The following is a 17,147-nucleotide window of genomic DNA, read 5'->3' as shown; positions in this document are numbered from 1 at the left end:
GATATGAGTGATGACATCAAAACCTCTGCTGAGGCCGAAGAAGCGGCGGCTTTGCCGCGTCGATATGAGATCGATGCCAACGAAGGTGCCTGCAAAAAAGATTTGCCAACCGCAGTGGACACGAAACCAGTTCAGCAGAAAAGTCCGGCGGCTTGGGCCTATGAGCGCCTGATTCTCTACATCCAGAATTTTGAACAGCAACTCGACAATGAGCACGAGATAGCCATGGGATTCACGGGCGGTGACGCCGGTGTTCTACGCATTGAAGGTATGGGGTATTTTGACCCAGACATGGTGACATTTCATGGAACAGACATGTCGGGTGCAAAAACCCAGTTGGTTCAACACGTGAGCCAGCTCAATGTGATGCTGCGTGCCTTGCCGACCAAGGTCGAAGCAAAGGAGCCAAATCGGATCGGCTTTCGTTTGGCGCGTGATTTGGAAGAGAATAGCTGAGTCGGCAATAATCGACGCAAAACCTGCCAAAACGCCCGCGCTCGCACCCTGTTTCGCCTGGTTTTGCTGGCTTGGCACAATGTCGCGGAGAGTGGCGGATTGTGCAGGTGACAGGTGATCGAATTTGAAGTATTCAGCGGTCAAACCAGTTAAAAGGACGTTGGAAATGGCTGAACATGAACACGGCACAATGAACACCGAAGTTCAGGAAAAGACCTTTGAGGGCTTTATTAAAGCTTCGACATATGTAGCTGCGGTATCTATTGCGGTTCTGATCTTCCTGGCGCTGTTTAACAGCTAAGCCAAACCGCTGGGGGCGGGCATGTTGAAACGTTTTGTTCAGGCCATGGTTCTGGCCGCATCTGCAGCCGTTTTGACGGCTTGTACCGTTCCCAATTCAGGAGGCGCTGACCTCGAAGAGGTGTCACGCGCCGCCTATTCGCATGATGGCCCCCCCAGCATCACGCTTTATACCATGCTTTCCAATCGCAACGGAGCCGGCGCGCATACGTCGATTCTTGTGAATGGCAGCCAGCGTGTGGCGTTTGATCCTGCTGGGTCATTCCGTCATGAGAAAATCGTGTCCCGCAATGACACTGTTTTTGGTATGACGCCCTATTTGGTCGATCAATACACGCGCTTTCATGCACGCGAGACCTATCACGTTGTGATCCAGACCATTGAGGTTTCACCAGAAGTGGCAGAGCAGGCCCTGCAGATGGTCGTGAATCATCCAGCCGTGATGCAATCCCATTGCGCGATGTCGACATCCCGACTGCTGTCCAAATTGCCGGGTTTTGAGGACGTGAAACCGTCTTACTATCCAAAACGTCTGATGGAGACATTTGCCGACAAAGGCGCGACTTTTGAGCGTCTCTATGAGTATGATGAGGACGATAAAACGGGTGTGTTACGCGCCTTCGTTCCCGAATACGAGCGTACTGCGGGTCTTTGATTCAGTGGGAATTTTTGCCAGCGCGCGCAGGTAACGCGGCAGCCCGTCGTGAATTCACTGTCAGATCGCCGATTTTGAGGTGGTGATTGCCATGCGCTGTGCCTAGTTTGGTCGTGCTTGGCCGACATCGCCTGACATGAGAGACGCAATTGGCAAAACTAACGGATATCAATTATCTCATCGCGCCTGATCCGCATAAGCCGGGTCTGACGCGTTCGATCCAAGGCTTTGATCAAGCCGGACACCCCGTTGAGACTTCGGTGGTTGAAGAACGGCCATTAACAATCTTCCTGAATCGCCGCGAAATTGTCACCGCTATGACCATCGGGGACTATCCAGACCTGCTCGCACTGGGTTTTTTGCGCAATCAGGGCATGCTGCAAGAGGATGAAACGGTGACCTCCGTCGACTACGATGAGGAGCTTGAAACCGTTGTCGTTCGGACTGAAACCGAAACAGATTATGAAGATAAGCTCAATCGCAAGACGCGCACCAGCGGCTGCGCCGTAGGAACGGTCTTTGGTGATATGATGGAAGGTCTAAGCGATGTCACGCTCCCCAAGCTGCAGGTGCGCGCGTCAGACCTTTATGCCCTCTCCAGCCAGATCAACCGGACCCCTTCGCTTTATTTGGAGGCGGGCGCAATTCATGGAACGGTGCTGTGCCAAGGCGACCAGCCATTGATCTATATGGAAGACGTTGGGCGTCATAATGCTGTGGATAAAGTGGCGGGTTGGATGTTTCAGACGGGCACTTCTGGCGCAGACAAAGTGCTTTACACCACGGGTCGCCTGACTTCTGAGATGGTGATCAAATGCGCGCTGATGGGCATCCCGGCTTTGGTCAGCCGCTCTGGTTTTACCGCTTGGGGTGTTGAGATCGCGCAGCAAGTTGGTTTGACGTTGATTGGCCGCCTGCGCGGAAATCGCTTCGTGTGCCTGTCAGGAGAAGATCGGCTGGTACGTGACGCAGACCTATCCCAGATCGCTGATGAGCCTAAGAAATCTGCGCGCAAGGGATCGCGCTGATGGGCGCTCCGCTGGGTGTCATACTTGCCGGTGGGCTAGCACGCCGAATGGGTGGGGGTGACAAGGGGCTTTTGTTGCTTGATGAGCGCCCCATTTTGCGGCACGTAATCGATCGATTGTCGGGTCAGGTCGACGCGATTGCATTGAATGCCAATGGCGATCCAGATCGTTTTGAATCCTATGGCTTGCCAGTGATCGCTGACAGTATTGCAGAATACCCCGGCCCGCTTGCAGGCGTGCTCGCAGGGTTGGATTGGGCACATGAGCAAGGCGCTGAGAGCATAGTAACCGCTGCCGCTGATACACCTTTTTTTCCAAAGAATTTCGTATCGGAATTGGCCGCGGTGAGCGAAGGGATGGAATTGCCACTTGCCCTTGCAGCCACGCAGGACACGAATGGCAAACGCTGGCGACAGCCTACATTTGGGCTGTGGCCCGTGGCCTTGCGAGACGATCTGAGAGCTGCCCTTGCAAACGGCTTGCGTAAAGTGGTGATGTGGACCGATCAGCACAATGCGCGGGAAGCGGTTTTTGAGACTAGGGCCTACGACCCATTCTTCAATGTCAATACGCCAGAAGATTTGGCGAAAGCGCGTGTGCTTTTGCAGGAGATGTCATGAAGGTTTTCGGCGTTACAGGTTGGAAAAACGCAGGTAAGACAACGTTGGTTTCTAACCTGGTGACCGAGTTGACCGCGCGCGGATTTACGGTTTCTACGATCAAACGCACACATCACAATGTGGACTTGGACAAATCGGGCACCGATAGTTTCGCGCATCGTAGCGCGGGAGCGCAGGAAGTGATGCTTGCGTCTGATAAGCGCTATGCCATTCTCAAAGAGCACCAAGTTGCTCCTCCAAAATTGTCCGATTTGCTGCAAAGATTGAACCCTGTGGATGTGATCCTCGTGGAAGGTTTCAAGAAGGAGCCGCATCCGAAAATCGAATGCCACCGCAAGGGGTGTGAAATGCCTTTGATTGCTAACAACAACAGCACGGTTAAGCTAATAGCCACGGATGAGATGCTGGAAACTGAGGTGCCTCAGGTGGATATCAATCGGATTGATGAAATTGCCGATTTTGTGATGGATCAAACCGGTCTTGCGGAAATGCGTGGATAAAGGGTCACCATGAGCCAATTAAATCTCACTCCGCCGCCACTTCAGAATGATTGTTTTGCACTGCCCCCCGGTGTGCACTGGACCCCAGTGGCCGAAGCACAGGAATTGCTCAGGCAGAGACTGCATACGGTTGTTGGTACCGAAGACCTGCCCATGCAGATGGCATTGGGGCGTGTGCTTGCCACGCCTGTCGTAGCGCACCGGTCTAACCCCCCGAAGCCAAACAGTGCTGTGGATGGCTATGCCGTTAAAGGTGCTGAATTTGGGGCAGGTGATCACATTGTAAGTCTGACTGAGGGGCGATCGGCGGCGGGTCAGCCGTTTGATGGTGCTGTGCCCACCGGTGAAGCGCTGCGTATTCTGACTGGCGCGACCATGCCAGAGGGTGCCGATACCGTCATCTTGCAAGAGGATGTTTCTGTTGGCGAAGGCGAAATCGCCTTTCGTGGCCCTCTGAAGATCGGGTCGAACGCTCGGAAAGCCGGTGAGGACTTCAAAGAGGGCGATGAAATTCTCGCCCCTGGCCACCGAATCCGCCCCGCCGACATGGCGTTGATGGCTGCTGCAGGTGTTCAAACTGTGAAAGTCTACACCCCCCTTCGTGTGGCGGTCCTTTCCACGGGTGATGAACTGGCAGAGGCGGGCACCGCTGCAGGTCCCGATCAGATTTTTGATGCCAATCGCCCGATGCTTCTGTCCATCGTGGCCAAGCTCGGACATACGGCAATCGATCTCGGTCGCGTTGCTGACGACCGCGAAACACTGCGCGATGCACTGGATAAAGCCGCCGCCGAGGCGGACGTCATTCTCACCAGTGGTGGGGCGTCTGCGGGCGATGAGGATCACATGTCGGCGCTGCTCAATGAGGCAGGTGCCATGGCACTCTGGCGATTGGCAATCAAACCTGGGCGGCCCTTGGCATTGGGCCTCTGGCAAAACACGCCTGTTTTCGGCCTGCCTGGCAATCCCGTTGCAGCAGGTGTCTGTGCGATGATCTTCGCGCTGCCCGCGATGGGCGTTTTGGCGGGAGAAGGCTGGAACGCCCCCGATGGTGTTTTGATGCCCGCATCTTTTACCAAATCCAAGAAAGCAGGGCGTCGAGAGTACCTGCGCGCCCGCGTTAAAGATGGCCAAGTGGAAGCCTTTGCCTCAGAAGGGTCAGGGCGTATTTCAGGGTTAAGCTGGGCAGATGGGCTCGTTGAGCTGCCAGATGAGGCCATCGAGATCACACCGGGTGATATGGTGCGCTTTTACAGCTATCGGGAGTTTGGGCTCGAGGCCGGGAAACGAGCGCAGCCACGGAGCTGCGCGATGATTTTTGCAATCAGTCGAAAATGCCCGCGACGCGTCCAAGCAACATAAACGCGCGTGCCGTGCGGGTTTCAGAAAGTGCGGTGATTTCCGCGTCGGTCGCTGTTTTTTCAAACTCTACGAAGGACTTATCAAACCTGCGCAGGAAGTGGTGCGCTGCGTCACGGAAGATGGGGTCTTGTTTCATGCGACCGGCTGAGAGTGCCAATGAAGAGCGATCCCGCACGCCACCAAGCGCTGCGATCTCACGCCCACGAATGCCTTCTGCAAACTGGCGCCAAATTTCAGGACGTGCCAGATCTGGACGCAGATCATCCATGTAAATCCCGTCCTGGCTCAGTAGCGTCAGAACGTCCTGCGCTGCCTGAATGAGCTGGCTCGCTCTGCGGTCTTTGAGGGCTTTTCGCAGCGCATTGAAGCCCTCTTGGTCCTCGGCGTTTTCCGGGAAATGCATCGCACGGATCAAATCACCATGATTCAGAGGCGGATCGAGTTCTTCGGATGGTGTGCCAAGCGCAAGTGAAGCCTGATCTTCCTGCTCAGCTGGTGCTGTAACCGGTTCGACAACAGGGCGAACAGCTTGCGTTTCTCGTGTTGTGGAAAACATCGCGATAGCAGTCTCAGTTTTCTTCTGAGCTGCGGCGATTTCATCCAGCTTCTTCGCAATCGAAGGCTCCATCGGCGCTTTGCCACTGGCCTGCGCTTGGGCCATGTAGCTTTGGCGCAGGCCCTCAACCGCAGCATTAATACGTTGGCCTTCTTCTCTCATGGTGCGGCTCGACCGCGCTGTCATCGCGGCAACCCAAATCAGGGCCACCGGCATGAAAATGGCAACCATGGTCATGATGAACTGAAGACTATCGATCGAGTTTGGGCCAGGCTCTAGAACAAGGAAAAAAATCACGGTTCCTAGCAACCAAAGCAAGCTCAGAGCAACCGCAATGATTTCAATTCCCGTCACGTCGCGGGTTTTCGGCCGGTCATATAGACCGATCCGGGTTGGTTTACCGTTACTCTCGTCTGTCATCATTACCTCCGCAAACCGGATTACACGTAAGCTATCGTAACGATTTCGTAGCTTTTCGTGCCACCCGGGGTGCGTACATCAACACTGTCGCCTTCTTCTTTACCAATCAAAGCACGTGCGATGGGAGATTTAATGTTCAATAGGCCATTTTCGACATTGGCTTCGTATTCGCCAACGATCTGCCAGGTCTTTTCTTCGTCTGTGTCTTCATCGGCAACTGTAACTGTCGCGCCGAATTTCACTGCGCCGCTGAGGCTGGTCGGGTCGATCACATCAGCCAAAGACAGAATGCCTTCAAGCTCTTTGATCCGCCCTTCAATGAAACCCTGTTTTTCCCGCGCAGAATGATATTCTGCGTTTTCTTTCAGATCCCCCAATTCACGCGCTTCAGCAATCGCTTGAATGATGGCTGGTCGTTCCTCGGATTTCAGTGTTTTCAACTCTGCCTCGAGCGTGGTGAACCCCACGCGAGTCATCGGGATCTTATCCATTTTTCTTTCCCCAAATTCTTATCTTACAGCGTCGCTCATTGGCGCTGCGTGCTTAACGGCTGAAATACCTGACCCAAACAGGAATGTGAATGCAAGGAAAAGCTTCGACGTGGCAAATTATTGCTTCGTTTTATGACCCGATCCGTCTCCAATCATAAGCAGGCTGCGGTTTTGCCTGCGGCTTTTTAAGCATTTGGCAGATAACGTGGCGTTTACACTTATTTTTGCGTCGCGTTCGCATTGACGGTTCCAGAGGGAAAAGGATAGCAATCGCGAAAGAATATGTCCCGGACGCCAGCCGGAAGCCCCCTAAGGAAGGAAGCCACGATGGCCGAGATCGAACGCGAAGCAATGGAATATGACGTCGTTATTGTCGGTGCAGGCCCTGCAGGCTTGTCTGCTGCAATCCGTCTGAAGCAATTGGATGCGGACCTGAATGTTGTCGTGTTGGAAAAAGGCTCTGAAGTCGGTGCCCACATTCTCTCGGGTGCGGTGCTTGATCCGTCTGGCCTGGACGCGCTGATCCCAGATTGGAAAGAAAAGGGCGCGCCGTTGAACGTGCCGGTGAAAGAAGACAATTTCTTCGCTTTGGGTGAAGCGGGTCAAATCCGTATTCCAAACTTCCCAATGCCGCCGCTGATGAACAACCATGGCAACTATATCGTTTCCATGGGTAACGTCTGCCGTTGGATGGCTGAGCAAGCCGAAGAACTGGGTGTCGAGATCTTCCCGGGTATGGCATGTTCCGAGCTGGTCTACGGTGAAAACGGCGAAGTCAAAGGCGTGGTTGCCGGCGTCTTTGGTCTGGAAGCCGATGGTTCATATGGACCTGGCACAGAGCCTGGAATGGAACTGCATGGTAAATACGTCTTCCTGTCAGAAGGTGTGCGTGGTTCCCTCGCGAAAGAGGTGATCGAGAAATACGACCTCTCTGATGGTAAAGAGCCTCAGAAGTTCGGCATTGGTATGAAAGAGATCTGGGAAATTGACCCGGCCAAGCACAAAGAAGGCACTGTGACCCACACCATGGGTTGGCCTTTGGGCTCCAACGCGGGCGGTGGGTCTTTCATCTATCACCTTGAGAACAACCAGGTGTACGTCGGTTTCGTAGTTCACCTGAACTACAAAAACCCGCATCTTTTCCCTTACATGGAATTCCAGCGTTTTAAGCACCACCCAATGGTGGCGGAACTGCTGAAAGGCGGCAAACGCGTGGCTTATGGTGCACGTGCGATTTCTGAAGGCGGCTACCAGTCTATGCCAAAGATGGTTGCATCTGGTGTCGCGCTTCTGGGCTGTTCCGTTGGCATGGTCAACGTGCCGCGTATCAAGGGCAACCACAATGCGATGCTCTCTGGTAAAGCGGCAGCGGAAGCGGCCTATAAGGCAATCCAGGCGGGCCGGTCTGGCGACGAGCTACACGACTATGAAGAAGAAGTCCGCAAAGGCGCCATTGGTCAGGACCTGAAGAAGGTGCGCAACGTCAAACCTCTGTGGTCGAAATTCGGCATGGTTGCCTCACTAGTTCTGGGTGGCTTTGACATGTGGTTCCAGACCATAACCAAAGGGTTCTCACTGTTTGGCAGCTTAAGCCACGGCAAAACCGACGCGGCGGCGACTGAGCCAGCAGCGGCTCACAAGCCAATTGACTATCCAAAACCGGATGGCACGCTGTCATTTGATCGCCTGACCAACGTCAGCTTCGCGATGACAAACCACGAGGAAAGCCAGCCTTGTCACCTGCGTTTGGCTGATCCGATGAAGCCGATCTCTGATAACCTGCCAATGTATGACGAACCTGCGCAGCGTTACTGTCCGGCAGGCGTTTACGAGATCGTCGAGAAAGAGGGCAAGCCAGAGTTCGTGGTGAATTTCCAAAACTGTGTTCATTGCAAAACCTGCGACATCAAAGACCCGGCGCAAAACATCAACTGGGTCACCCCGCAGGGCGGTGACGGGCCTAACTACCCGAACATGTAATCCGACAATATCTTTCGAAAACGCCCGCTTTTTAGCGGGCGTTTTTGCATTTCACAGACGTGTGAGGTGCATTTGCGTAGGATCGATTGATCAACTCAAGAAAAAGTTATGTGATAATCGGCGATTCTGCGCGTTAGCAATTGGCTTTGAAGAAGCGGCATTGCCTCGCCCCACTGAGGCGACTAGTCTCGCCGTAACGCGCAAATGAAGGAGCCGAATGTGCCTAGAAAAACTCTGCGACTGCTAGCAGCCACTTTGCTTTTGGGCACGACGTCCGTTCCTATCCAAGCTGACACAAACGCCGGGGCTTACCTCGCTGCACGCTCAGCGACGTTTTCAAGCGATTACGCTGCCGCGTCGCAGTATTACACGCAGCTTTTGGCGCGCAATCCTGGGGATGTCTTCCTTTTGGAAAATCTGGTTCTCGCGCATCTTGCGCTTGGCAATGTAACGAAGGCAGTGCCGCCGGCGCGTGTGCTCGACAGCAATTCTGTGAATAGCCAGATCGGCAACATGGTTCTCATTGCGGACCTGATCGACCAGAAAGATTTTCCTACTTTGATCAAGCGCCTTAAGGGTGATCAGGGCATTGGTCCTTTGGCGGATGGTCTTTTGATCGCTTGGGCTGAATATGGCGCTGGACAGATCAGTAATGCATTGGCGGCCTTTGACAAAGTCGGTGAAGAGCGCGGTCTTGCGGGGTTTGCCCTCTATCACAAAGCGCTTGCCCTTGCAGCAGTTGGGGATTTTGAACGCGCAGAAGATATCTTCGGCGGAGAGACCGCTGCCAACGTTCAGCTGTCTCGTCGTGCCGTGATGGCCCATATTGAAATTCTCAGTCAACTTGAACGCAATGCAGATGCGCTTGAAGTACTAGATGCGCTTTTTGGAACCAACTTAGATCCAGAATTACGCGTGATGCGACAGAGCCTCGTGAATGACGAAATGCTCGACTTCACACAGGTTAAATCGGCTCGTGATGGCATGGCGGAGGTGCTGTTCAGCATTGCTGATGCGCTGCAGGACGATGCATCACCTGACTACACACTGCTTTACACGCGCACCGCCCAGTTCCTGCGGGAAGATCACATTGATGCGCTGCTTCTCAGTGCCGATCTGCTCGAACAAGTCGAACAATATGATCTGGCAACTGAAGTCTACAAAAGCGTGCCTGCCGGGCACTTTAGCTTTCACGCTGCGGAGATGGGACGCGCAGAAGCTCTGAGGGCCGGCGGCAAAGCCGAAGCGGCTATCGAAGTGCTCCAGCAACTGACGCGCACCCATAGCGATCTGCCAATTGTGCACACTTCACTGGGAGATGCGCTACGCCAGCAGGATCGATTTGATGAGGCGGCGAAGGCTTATGATGAGGCGCTTGCCCTGTTTGATACACCTCAGGAAAGCCAGTGGTTTTCCTTCTATGCACGGGGCATTTGCCATGAGCGCATGGGGAATTGGTCCAAGGCCGAGGCGGATTTCCGTCAGGCCTTGGAATTGAACCCCGATCAGCCACAAGTTTTGAACTACCTCGGCTACTCCTTGGTAGAAAAGCGCATCAAGCTTGATGAGGCTCTGGGCATGATCGAACGTGCCGTGGCCGCGCGTCCTGACAGTGGCTACATCGTCGATAGCCTTGGGTGGGTGCTCTATCGCCTTGGGCGCTTTGAGGACGCTGTGGAGCATATGGAGCGTGCAACAGAGCTTTTGCCGGTTGATCCTGTGGTGAATGACCACCTGGGAGACGTCTATTGGGCGGTTGGGCGCGAAACGGAGGCCCAATTCCAATGGGCGCGGGCCTTGAGCTTTATCGATGATCCAGAGAACTCCGAGGCTGATCCTAATCGTATTCGCGCAAAGCTTGACCGTGGGCTAGATGCTGTTCTGGCAGAAGAGGGTGCCACGCCAATTCAGGTCGCAAACGAGCAATAAAAAACGCCCTCTCCAGAGGGCGCTTTCATGCATGTCACAGCCAATAGGCTTCGATCTGACCTTTAGTTGACGCGGGCCACCACGTAGTCGGCCAGGTCAATGAGCAGCGCTTTGATCTGATGATCCGGGAGCGGGGCGAGCGCCGCCTTGGCTTTCTCCGCCCAGGCCAATGCATCTTTTCGGGTATCCACGAGCGCATCGTGCTTCTGAAGCAGCTCTAATGCGTGCTCAAGATCGCCATCGTCCTGTTTGCCCTTTTCGATGGTGCGTTCCCAGAAGGCGCGTTCATCGGCATCTGCCTTTGCAACGGCTTTGATCACTGGCAGAGTCAGCTTGCGTTCACGGAAATCATCGCCAACGTTTTTACCGGTCGCCTTCGTGTCGCCTTGATAATCCAGCAGGTCATCCACAATCTGGAATGATATCCCTAGCGCATCACCGTAGTCATAAAGTGCCTGAACGTGTGTTTCATCGGCCGCTGCAATCACGCCGCCAACTTCAGTTGCAGCTGAGAACAAAGCCGCTGTCTTACCACGCACAACTTGCAGATAGATGCTTTCGTCCGTGCGCAAATCCTGTGCAGCGGTCAGCTGAAGCACTTCGCCTTCCGCAATGGTAGCCGACGCATTCGCCAAAATATCCAAAACCCGCATGGAGCCCGTTTCCACCATCAGTTGGAAAGAGCGTGAAAAGAGGTAGTCACCGACCAGAACAGAGCTTTTGTTGTCCCACAGTAGGTTCGCTGTTGGGCGCCCACGACGTTGAGCGCTTTCGTCTACAACGTCGTCGTGCAGCAAAGTAGCTGTATGAATGAATTCCACAGTTGCGGCGAGGTGCAGGTGATACGGTCCGTCATAGCCACAAAGCTTGGCAGCCGCCAAGGTCAGCATAGGACGGAGGCGTTTGCCACCAGCGCCCACGAGGTGGGCTGTCACCTCAGGAATACGAGGTGCGTGTTTGCTGGCCATACGGTCTGTAATCAGATCGTTCACCGCCTGCATTTCATCGGTCAAAAGCGCGCTCAGCGCCTCGTGCGGTTTAGTTGCTGCGTGGTCCAGACCCATCACACTCCCGTCACAAGGCTCGACAACAGGCGACCCTTGCCCTTACATCCCCATTATGAAGGAACTCTTACGTACCACCGACCCGACGATCATCGCCTTTGCCATGGCACTCCTTCGAGGGGAGGGTATAGACTGCTTTGAAATGGACGTAAATATGAGCGTGCTGGAAGGTGGAATTGGCATCTTTCCACGTCGTATATTGGTACACGAGGATCGTCTGATACAGGCTGAGCGGGTTATGAAGGACAACGACATTCCCCTGGGGCGCCCGTGAGCCAAAAAATCACCGAAAATGAATACCTTGGCGGCAAGGTCCGCATCCGCCAGCCCGTTTCCGGCTATCGCGCGGGGGTGGATCCGGTGCTATTGGCAGCCTCAATTCCTGCCAAATCTGGGCAATCTATTCTGGAGCTTGGCACCGGGGTTGGGACTGCGGCACTCTGCCTCGCCGCAAGGGTGCCCAGTTTGTCTTTGTCAGGTGTTGAAATACAGTCTGATTATGCAGCGCTCGCTCGCGAAAATGCGGAGCTAAATGCCGCTGCATTTGACGTCATTGACGCAGACCTTTCCAACCTTCCCGGGGATCTGAAACAGCAGCGTTTTGACCATGTGATTGCCAATCCGCCCTACTTTGACCGCAGCACAGGTCATTCCGCGACAGATGCCGGGCGCGAGAGGGCCATGGGAGAGGACACACCTCTTTCAGTTTGGCTGTCTGTTGCGGCCAAACGGGTCGCGCCCAAAGGCTATGTGACGTTTATTCATCGCGCTGAGAGGCTGGCGGATCTTCTTGCATGCATCCCAACTTCATTGGGCTCGATCCAGGTTCAGCCGTTCATTCCCCGGTCAGGTCGGGACGCCAATTTGATCCTCGTTCGGGCGCGGCATTCCGGGCGCGCACCCTTGAGATTGCACGCGCCAATTCAGCTGCATATGGGGGCCTTGCACGTAAAAGATGCAGAAGATTACACGCCAGAAATAAAATCAGTGCTCAGAGACGGCGCAGCCTTGAAATTTCCGGCATAATTTCGCGCATGGCGGGAAGGTCTCTAACCTTATTAAATTGCTAGAGAATTCCTGATTGCGCAATAATTGTGCGCCAATTTTCAACATCTTTGACCGAAATTTGGGGTGAAAATGATGCGCCCGCAGCGTGACAGGCACAGATTTTTGTGGTCGACTGTCTCTGCTAATAGAAACCCATTTAGAGAGGAGGATGCCACATGAGCGTGAGCTCACATTTGGAAGAACTTAAACGGAAACACGAGAGCCTCTCAAAACTTGTCGAACAAGAACAGCGCGCACCAGGGTCCAGTGACCTTGAGATTGCTGAGATGAAGAAGCAGAAGCTGAAAATCAAAGAAGAGATCACCAGACTGTCTGCTTGACGACAATTCACCCTTTAGACGAGGCCCCGTTTCTTCGGAAGCGGGGTTTTATTTTGCCTAAGTATCAGAAGACACGCTCGCACGTGCTGCAATCATAGCGCCGACTGTGATCAGCAGCGCTGACAGGGCCAAGACCCAGCTGGCTGTGGCAACACCAGCCACCACTAATATGAGCGTCGATAACAAGGGGGCCGCGTAGGAGCTGGTGCCAAGCAACTGGATGTCTCCTTTTTTGACGCCGATGTCCCAAACAAAGAATGCCAGCCCAACCGGACCAAGGCCAAGTGCGAGAACTGACGCCCAGCCTAAGGCGGAGGAAGGCCACTGAGGCTCTTCCAGCGCTAGATGCAGGGCAAGCGACAGAAAAGCCGTTGTCACGCAGAACACCGCGACAGCGGCGGTTGGAACATCACCGAGCTTGCGGGACAGGACAGAGTACCCCGACCAAAAGAGAGCGCAACAAAATGCCAGTGCATAACCGGGGAGGGCTTCAATCTGAAACCCAGAACCTCCACTTTGAACAATCATGGCTGCGCCCGCAAATGCCACCACGGCGCCCAGTATATGCGCTCGTTTTAACTGCTCGCCGGGCAGTAAGCCGGAAAAGAGCACAATCAAAAGAGGCCATAGATAGGCAATCAGCCCTGCTTCAGCGGCAGGCGCCAGGCGAAGCGCGCTAAAATAAAGGATGTGGTAGCCAAACAGGCCAATGGTGCCAAATCCAAAAACCCACAAGGGAACTGATTTCAATTGGCGAAACCCTCCGCTTTTGGCGATCCAGGCCAGGCCCAGTGATCCGCCAATCGCAAAGCAGATGGCATTCAGCAACAAAGGCGGCATTGGAGCGGTGCCGACAGTGAAGAGCGCAAGGAAGGACCAAAGGATAACGGCCACAAAGCCAATCATCGTCGCACGCTTGGTCGTCATTTGGTTTCCAGCTCCGTCACAGGAATGATTTCGAAATCGTCAGAGAAATGCGCGGTTTTTTCGATTTCTGCAACGAACCAATCACGCAAGGCCGCGACATCTGGGCGGGATTCAGCGCCTTTGCGACAGAGAAAACGGAACCGTGCATCCATCTCTAGTGCAATATTGAACGGGGCGACGAGCCTTCCTTCCATTACGTCTTTCATAATGATGGGCCGACGACCTAGGGCGACCCCCACGCCCGCAACTGCTGCGTCAATCGCGTGATCTGCATTGGAAAAATGCGCGCCGCGTTTGTCCGACGGGTACGTTAATCCAATGGCTTTGAACCAGGCTGGCCAGTCGCAGCGGGGATTCAAGAAGTTGATTGAATCATCAAATATGAGGGGTGCGTTGATGAGCTTTTCCGGAGTGTCGAACTCTTCTGCCATCTCAGGGGTCATAACTGGCGTGATCCATTCCCGTCTGACCGGAACGCTATAGAGATCAGGATAGTCCTTTTGTCCAAATCGAAACGCGACATCCACATCGTCATGGTCGAAATCAAGATTTCTGAGCGTTGCAGAAAAGCGCAGCTCGATATCGGGGTGGGCGCGAGCAAAATCGAAAATCCGGGGCGCGAGCCATTTGGCCGTCAGGGCAGGGCCGGCTGTGATTGTGAGAGAGTTCACAACCACGGTGCGTTTCACTGTGCGCCAAGCATTTGCCAGCGCATCAAATCCTTCTGATGTCCCCGGAGCCAGCGACTGTCCCGCCTCGGTCAATTCAACGGCCCGATTGAGCCGAGTGAAGAGGGGATGGCCCAAGTGCTCCTCTAGCGATTTGATCTGAAAAGAGAGCGCGGCAGGCGTCACATTGAGCTCATCTGCAGCCTTGGCAAATGAGAGGTGGCGAGCCGCGGCCTCAAAGGCGCGCAGGGCTGTTAACGGGGGAAGGCGATCAGACATATCACTTAAGTAAAACTAAACTGGCGCTTTGAAAAGTCTCGTTTGTAAACTTTGTTTGCACGTCGCATGTTTGGGATAGTTCAGAAATTCAAATGCAGGAGCGCAGGATGATCGAAGTTTCTCACAATGCACAAGTTGCCCAAGCCTATCGTAAAGCTCATGCCGAGCGCGCCTTGGCATTTGCCAGATTTCTATCTTGGTTCACGGGTAACAAGGATGTTCCGCTGGTGCCAATGCTCCTTACGGAACCGTCCCGCTGATCTGGAAACAGTTCTTACGGGGCACAACAAAAGGGCCGGTCAAAAGACCGGCCCTTAGTGTTTTTTACAGTCCCGTTGAGATTATACGAAGAACTGAGCACCATTCGCGGAGATGGTGGAACCGTTGATAAAGCCGGAATCATCGGATGCCAGGAAAGTCACGCAGCGTGCGATTTCTTCTGGCTCACCCAGACGGCCTGCTGGGATCTGCGGGATGATCTTGGTGTTCAGAACTTCTTCTGGGATCGCGCGAACCATTTCGGTCCCGATGTAGCCCGGGCAGATCGCGTTTGCTGTGATACCTGCACGTGCGCCTTCCTGCGCCAGAGATTTCACGATGCCCAGATCGCCTGCTTTGGTTGCGGCGTAGTTCACCTGACCGAACTGACCTTTCTGACCGTTGATCGAAGAGATCACGATTACGCGGCCGAACTTACGCTCGCGCATGCCTGGCCAAATTGGATGTACCGTGTTGAACACGCCGGTCAGGTTGGTGTCGACAACTTCTTTCCATGCCTCTGGGGTCATCTTGTGGAAAGGCGCGTCACGGGTGATGCCTGCATTCGCAACAACAACATCAATGGGGCCAAGGTCTGCTTCGACCTGCGCGATACCCGCTTTGGAAGCATCATAGTCGGCAACGTTCCATTTGTAGGTCTTGATGCCGGTCGCTTCAGTGAATGCTGCCGCTTTTTCGTCGTTGCCTGCATAGGTCGCTGCAACTTCGTAGCCTTCGGCCTTGAGTGCTTTGGAAATGGCTTCACCGATGCCGCGGGAACCGCCGGTGACGAGAGCTACTTTTGCCATGGTCTTACTCCAGTATGACTAAATATTCTGGTAATTCTGTTACGTAAAATGGCTGGTATGTGCAACAATATTTCCTTGGGAAAATTGACGCAGGGTGGCCGATTTACGCTTACGGGGTGAAAATGAATGCACTCTGTAACAAAAAAGGCGCCCCAATGCGGGACGCCTTTCACTAATCGTGTTCGGAGTCCCGGAATTATGGACGCTCAACGCAGAGCGCCACGCCCATGCCGCCGCCGATGCAGAGGGTCGCGAGGCCTTTCTTGGCGTCGCGGCGCTTCATTTCGAACAGCAGAGTGTTCAGAACGCGGCAGCCGGATGCGCCGATTGGGTGACCGATCGCAATGGCACCGCCGTTGACGTTCACGATGGAAGGATCCCAGCCCATGTCTTTGTTCACAGCACATGCCTGTGCAGCGAAGGCTTCGTTGGCTTCAACCAGATCCAGATCGGATACAGACCAGCCTGCTTTATCCAGCGCTTTGCGGGAGGCGTAGATTGGGCCCACACCCATGACAGATGGGTCCAGACCAGCCGTAGCATATGATGCGATACGCGCCAGCGGTTCGATGCCGCGCTTTTCTGCTTCATCAGCTGACATCAGCAAGGTACCTGCTGCGCCGTCGTTCAGACCAGATGCGTTGCCTGCAGTCACCGTACCGCCTTCGCGCATGAAGGCTGGACGCAGTTTCTGCATATTTTCGATGGTAGCGCCGTGACGGATGTATTCGTCTTTGTCGACAATGATGTCACCTTTGCGCGTTTTAACGGTGAATGGGATCACCTCGTCGTCAAATTTGCCTGCTTTCTGAGCGGCTTCCGCTTTGTTCTGGGAGGCCAGAGCGAATTCGTCCTGCATTTCACGAGAGATCTGCCATTTTGCGGCAACGTTTTCTGCAGTCTGACCCATGTGGTAGCCGTTGAACGCATCCCACAAACCGTCACGGATCATGGAATCGATGTATTTCATGTCGCCCATTTTCTGGCCAGCACGCAGGTGCGCCACATGTGGGGAAAGTGTCATGTTTTCCTGGCCACCTGCGGCGACGATGGAGGCGTCACCCAGCTGGATGTGCTGTGCTGCCAAAGCAACGGCGCGCAGGCCAGAGCCACATACTTGGTTGATGCCCCAGGCTGCGCTTTCTTGCGGCAGACCAGCATTGATGTGTGCCTGACGTGCAGGGTTTTGGCCTTGGCCTGCTGTCAGAACCTGACCCAGGATGGTCTCGGACACTTCGGATTTATCGATGCCCGCGCGTTCTACCAGCGCTTCCAAAACTGCTGCACCCAAGTCATGTGCAGGGGTGTTGGCAAAAGAGCCGCCAAAGCTGCCCACAGCGGTACGTGCTGCGGAGGCGATTACTACGTTAGTCATGTTCGTCGATCCTCTAAAAGATGCAAGAAATGCGTCCACCGGCGGGACACATTTCGATCCCCTTCCAAGGGTTGCTTAACGG

Annotated in this window: 20 protein-coding genes; 13 read left to right on the top strand and 7 right to left on the bottom strand. The window is 54.3% G+C overall.

Features of this window, described 5'->3' with window-relative positions:
• Nucleotides 1–3: 3 nt before the first annotated feature.
• The 7 genes from M0D42_RS11450 to glp all read left to right on the top strand — a co-directional run bounded on the left by M0D42_RS11450 (nucleotide 4) and on the right by glp (nucleotide 4,921).
• Nucleotides 4–456 (top strand): DUF6173 family protein, encoded by a 453-nt coding sequence (locus tag M0D42_RS11450; protein WP_265018743.1) that lies wholly within the window; start codon nucleotides 4–6, stop codon nucleotides 454–456.
• Between the two features lie 166 nt (nucleotides 457–622).
• Nucleotides 623–757 (top strand): aa3-type cytochrome c oxidase subunit IV, encoded by a 135-nt coding sequence (locus M0D42_RS11445; protein WP_265018742.1) that lies wholly within the window; start codon nucleotides 623–625, stop codon nucleotides 755–757.
• Nucleotides 758–778: 21 nt separating this feature from the next.
• Nucleotides 779–1,411: a hypothetical protein gene (locus M0D42_RS11440; protein WP_265018741.1), complete on the top strand. Its 633-nt coding sequence runs from the start codon at nucleotides 779–781 to the stop codon at nucleotides 1,409–1,411.
• Nucleotides 1,412–1,560: 149 nt separating this feature from the next.
• Entirely contained in the window at nucleotides 1,561–2,439 is an 879-nt protein-coding gene (locus M0D42_RS11435; protein WP_265018740.1) for a formate dehydrogenase accessory sulfurtransferase FdhD, read from the top strand.
• Nucleotides 2,439–3,059, top strand: coding sequence for a molybdenum cofactor guanylyltransferase MobA (gene mobA, locus M0D42_RS11430; RefSeq protein WP_265018739.1), 621 nt, complete (start codon nucleotides 2,439–2,441; stop codon nucleotides 3,057–3,059). Before M0D42_RS11435 ends, mobA begins: the two co-directional genes overlap by 1 nt.
• Nucleotides 3,056–3,559: a molybdopterin-guanine dinucleotide biosynthesis protein B gene (mobB, locus tag M0D42_RS11425; RefSeq protein WP_265018738.1), complete on the top strand. Its 504-nt coding sequence runs from the start codon at nucleotides 3,056–3,058 to the stop codon at nucleotides 3,557–3,559. Before mobA ends, mobB begins: the two co-directional genes overlap by 4 nt.
• Before the next feature lie 9 nt (nucleotides 3,560–3,568).
• Entirely contained in the window at nucleotides 3,569–4,921 is a 1,353-nt protein-coding gene (glp, locus tag M0D42_RS11420; protein ID WP_265018737.1) for a gephyrin-like molybdotransferase Glp, read from the top strand.
• Here the strand turns inward: glp and M0D42_RS11415 are convergent.
• Both M0D42_RS11415 and greA read right to left on the bottom strand, forming a co-directional pair.
• Nucleotides 4,884–5,897, bottom strand: a complete 1,014-nt coding sequence (locus tag M0D42_RS11415; RefSeq protein WP_265018736.1) for a hypothetical protein — start codon at nucleotides 5,895–5,897, stop codon at nucleotides 4,884–4,886. The two genes, glp and M0D42_RS11415, sit on opposite strands and share 38 nt — an antisense overlap.
• A 20-nt stretch (nucleotides 5,898–5,917) precedes the next feature.
• Complete coding sequence (gene greA / locus M0D42_RS11410; RefSeq protein WP_265018735.1) at nucleotides 5,918–6,388, bottom strand: transcription elongation factor GreA; 471 nt, start codon at nucleotides 6,386–6,388, stop codon at nucleotides 5,918–5,920.
• A 327-nt stretch (nucleotides 6,389–6,715) separates the two neighbouring features.
• On the opposite strand from greA, the gene M0D42_RS11405 reads away from it, so the two are divergent.
• Nucleotides 6,716–8,368, top strand: coding sequence for an electron transfer flavoprotein-ubiquinone oxidoreductase (locus M0D42_RS11405; protein ID WP_265018734.1), 1,653 nt, complete (start codon nucleotides 6,716–6,718; stop codon nucleotides 8,366–8,368).
• Between the two features lie 219 nt (nucleotides 8,369–8,587).
• Nucleotides 8,588–10,297, top strand: coding sequence for a tetratricopeptide repeat protein (locus M0D42_RS11400; RefSeq protein WP_265018733.1), 1,710 nt, complete (start codon nucleotides 8,588–8,590; stop codon nucleotides 10,295–10,297).
• Between the two features lie 62 nt (nucleotides 10,298–10,359).
• On the opposite strand, the gene M0D42_RS11395 is transcribed toward M0D42_RS11400, so the two are convergent.
• The gene (locus tag M0D42_RS11395; protein ID WP_265018732.1) at nucleotides 10,360–11,361 is read right to left on the bottom strand and encodes a polyprenyl synthetase family protein; all 1,002 of its coding nucleotides are present in this window, start codon (nucleotides 11,359–11,361) and stop codon (nucleotides 10,360–10,362) included.
• A gap of 55 nt (nucleotides 11,362–11,416) precedes the next feature.
• On the opposite strand from M0D42_RS11395, the gene M0D42_RS11390 reads away from it, so the two are divergent.
• The 3 genes from M0D42_RS11390 to M0D42_RS11380 all read left to right on the top strand — a co-directional run bounded on the left by M0D42_RS11390 (nucleotide 11,417) and on the right by M0D42_RS11380 (nucleotide 12,749).
• Nucleotides 11,417–11,635: a DUF2007 domain-containing protein gene (locus M0D42_RS11390; RefSeq protein ID WP_265018731.1), complete on the top strand. Its 219-nt coding sequence runs from the start codon at nucleotides 11,417–11,419 to the stop codon at nucleotides 11,633–11,635.
• Entirely contained in the window at nucleotides 11,632–12,387 is a 756-nt protein-coding gene (locus M0D42_RS11385) for a tRNA1(Val) (adenine(37)-N6)-methyltransferase (protein WP_265018730.1), read from the top strand. The genes M0D42_RS11390 and M0D42_RS11385 overlap by 4 nt, the downstream gene beginning before the upstream one ends.
• A gap of 197 nt (nucleotides 12,388–12,584) precedes the next feature.
• Nucleotides 12,585–12,749 (top strand): YdcH family protein, encoded by a 165-nt coding sequence (locus M0D42_RS11380; protein ID WP_265018729.1) that lies wholly within the window; start codon nucleotides 12,585–12,587, stop codon nucleotides 12,747–12,749.
• Between the two features lie 57 nt (nucleotides 12,750–12,806).
• Here M0D42_RS11380 and M0D42_RS11375 read toward each other — a convergent pair whose 3' ends face one another.
• Nucleotides 12,807–13,676 (bottom strand): DMT family transporter, encoded by an 870-nt coding sequence (locus M0D42_RS11375; RefSeq protein WP_265018728.1) that lies wholly within the window; start codon nucleotides 13,674–13,676, stop codon nucleotides 12,807–12,809.
• Nucleotides 13,673–14,623, bottom strand: coding sequence for a transcriptional regulator GcvA (locus tag M0D42_RS11370; RefSeq protein WP_265018727.1), 951 nt, complete (start codon nucleotides 14,621–14,623; stop codon nucleotides 13,673–13,675). Before M0D42_RS11370 ends, M0D42_RS11375 begins: the two co-directional genes overlap by 4 nt.
• A gap of 107 nt (nucleotides 14,624–14,730) precedes the next feature.
• On the opposite strand from M0D42_RS11370, the gene M0D42_RS11365 reads away from it, so the two are divergent.
• The gene (locus M0D42_RS11365) at nucleotides 14,731–14,883 is read left to right on the top strand and encodes a hypothetical protein (protein ID WP_265018726.1); all 153 of its coding nucleotides are present in this window, start codon (nucleotides 14,731–14,733) and stop codon (nucleotides 14,881–14,883) included.
• An 81-nt stretch (nucleotides 14,884–14,964) separates the two neighbouring features.
• Here the strand turns inward: M0D42_RS11365 and phbB are convergent, their stop codons facing one another.
• On the bottom strand, nucleotides 14,965–15,690 hold the full coding sequence (gene phbB / locus M0D42_RS11360; protein WP_265018725.1) for an acetoacetyl-CoA reductase: 726 nt from the start codon (nucleotides 15,688–15,690) through the stop codon (nucleotides 14,965–14,967).
• A 196-nt stretch (nucleotides 15,691–15,886) separates the two neighbouring features.
• Nucleotides 15,887–17,065 carry an acetyl-CoA C-acetyltransferase gene (locus M0D42_RS11355; protein ID WP_265018724.1) on the bottom strand — a complete coding sequence of 393 codons (1,179 nt, stop codon included), beginning with the start codon at nucleotides 17,063–17,065 and terminating at the stop codon, nucleotides 15,887–15,889.
• Between the last annotated feature and the right edge of the window lie 82 nt (nucleotides 17,066–17,147).

It is taken from the genome of Cognatishimia activa (assembly GCF_026016445.1).
Lineage (GTDB): Bacteria > Pseudomonadota > Alphaproteobacteria > Rhodobacterales > Rhodobacteraceae > Cognatishimia > Cognatishimia activa_B.
This window is presented reverse-complemented; position numbering and strand designations above follow the sequence as displayed.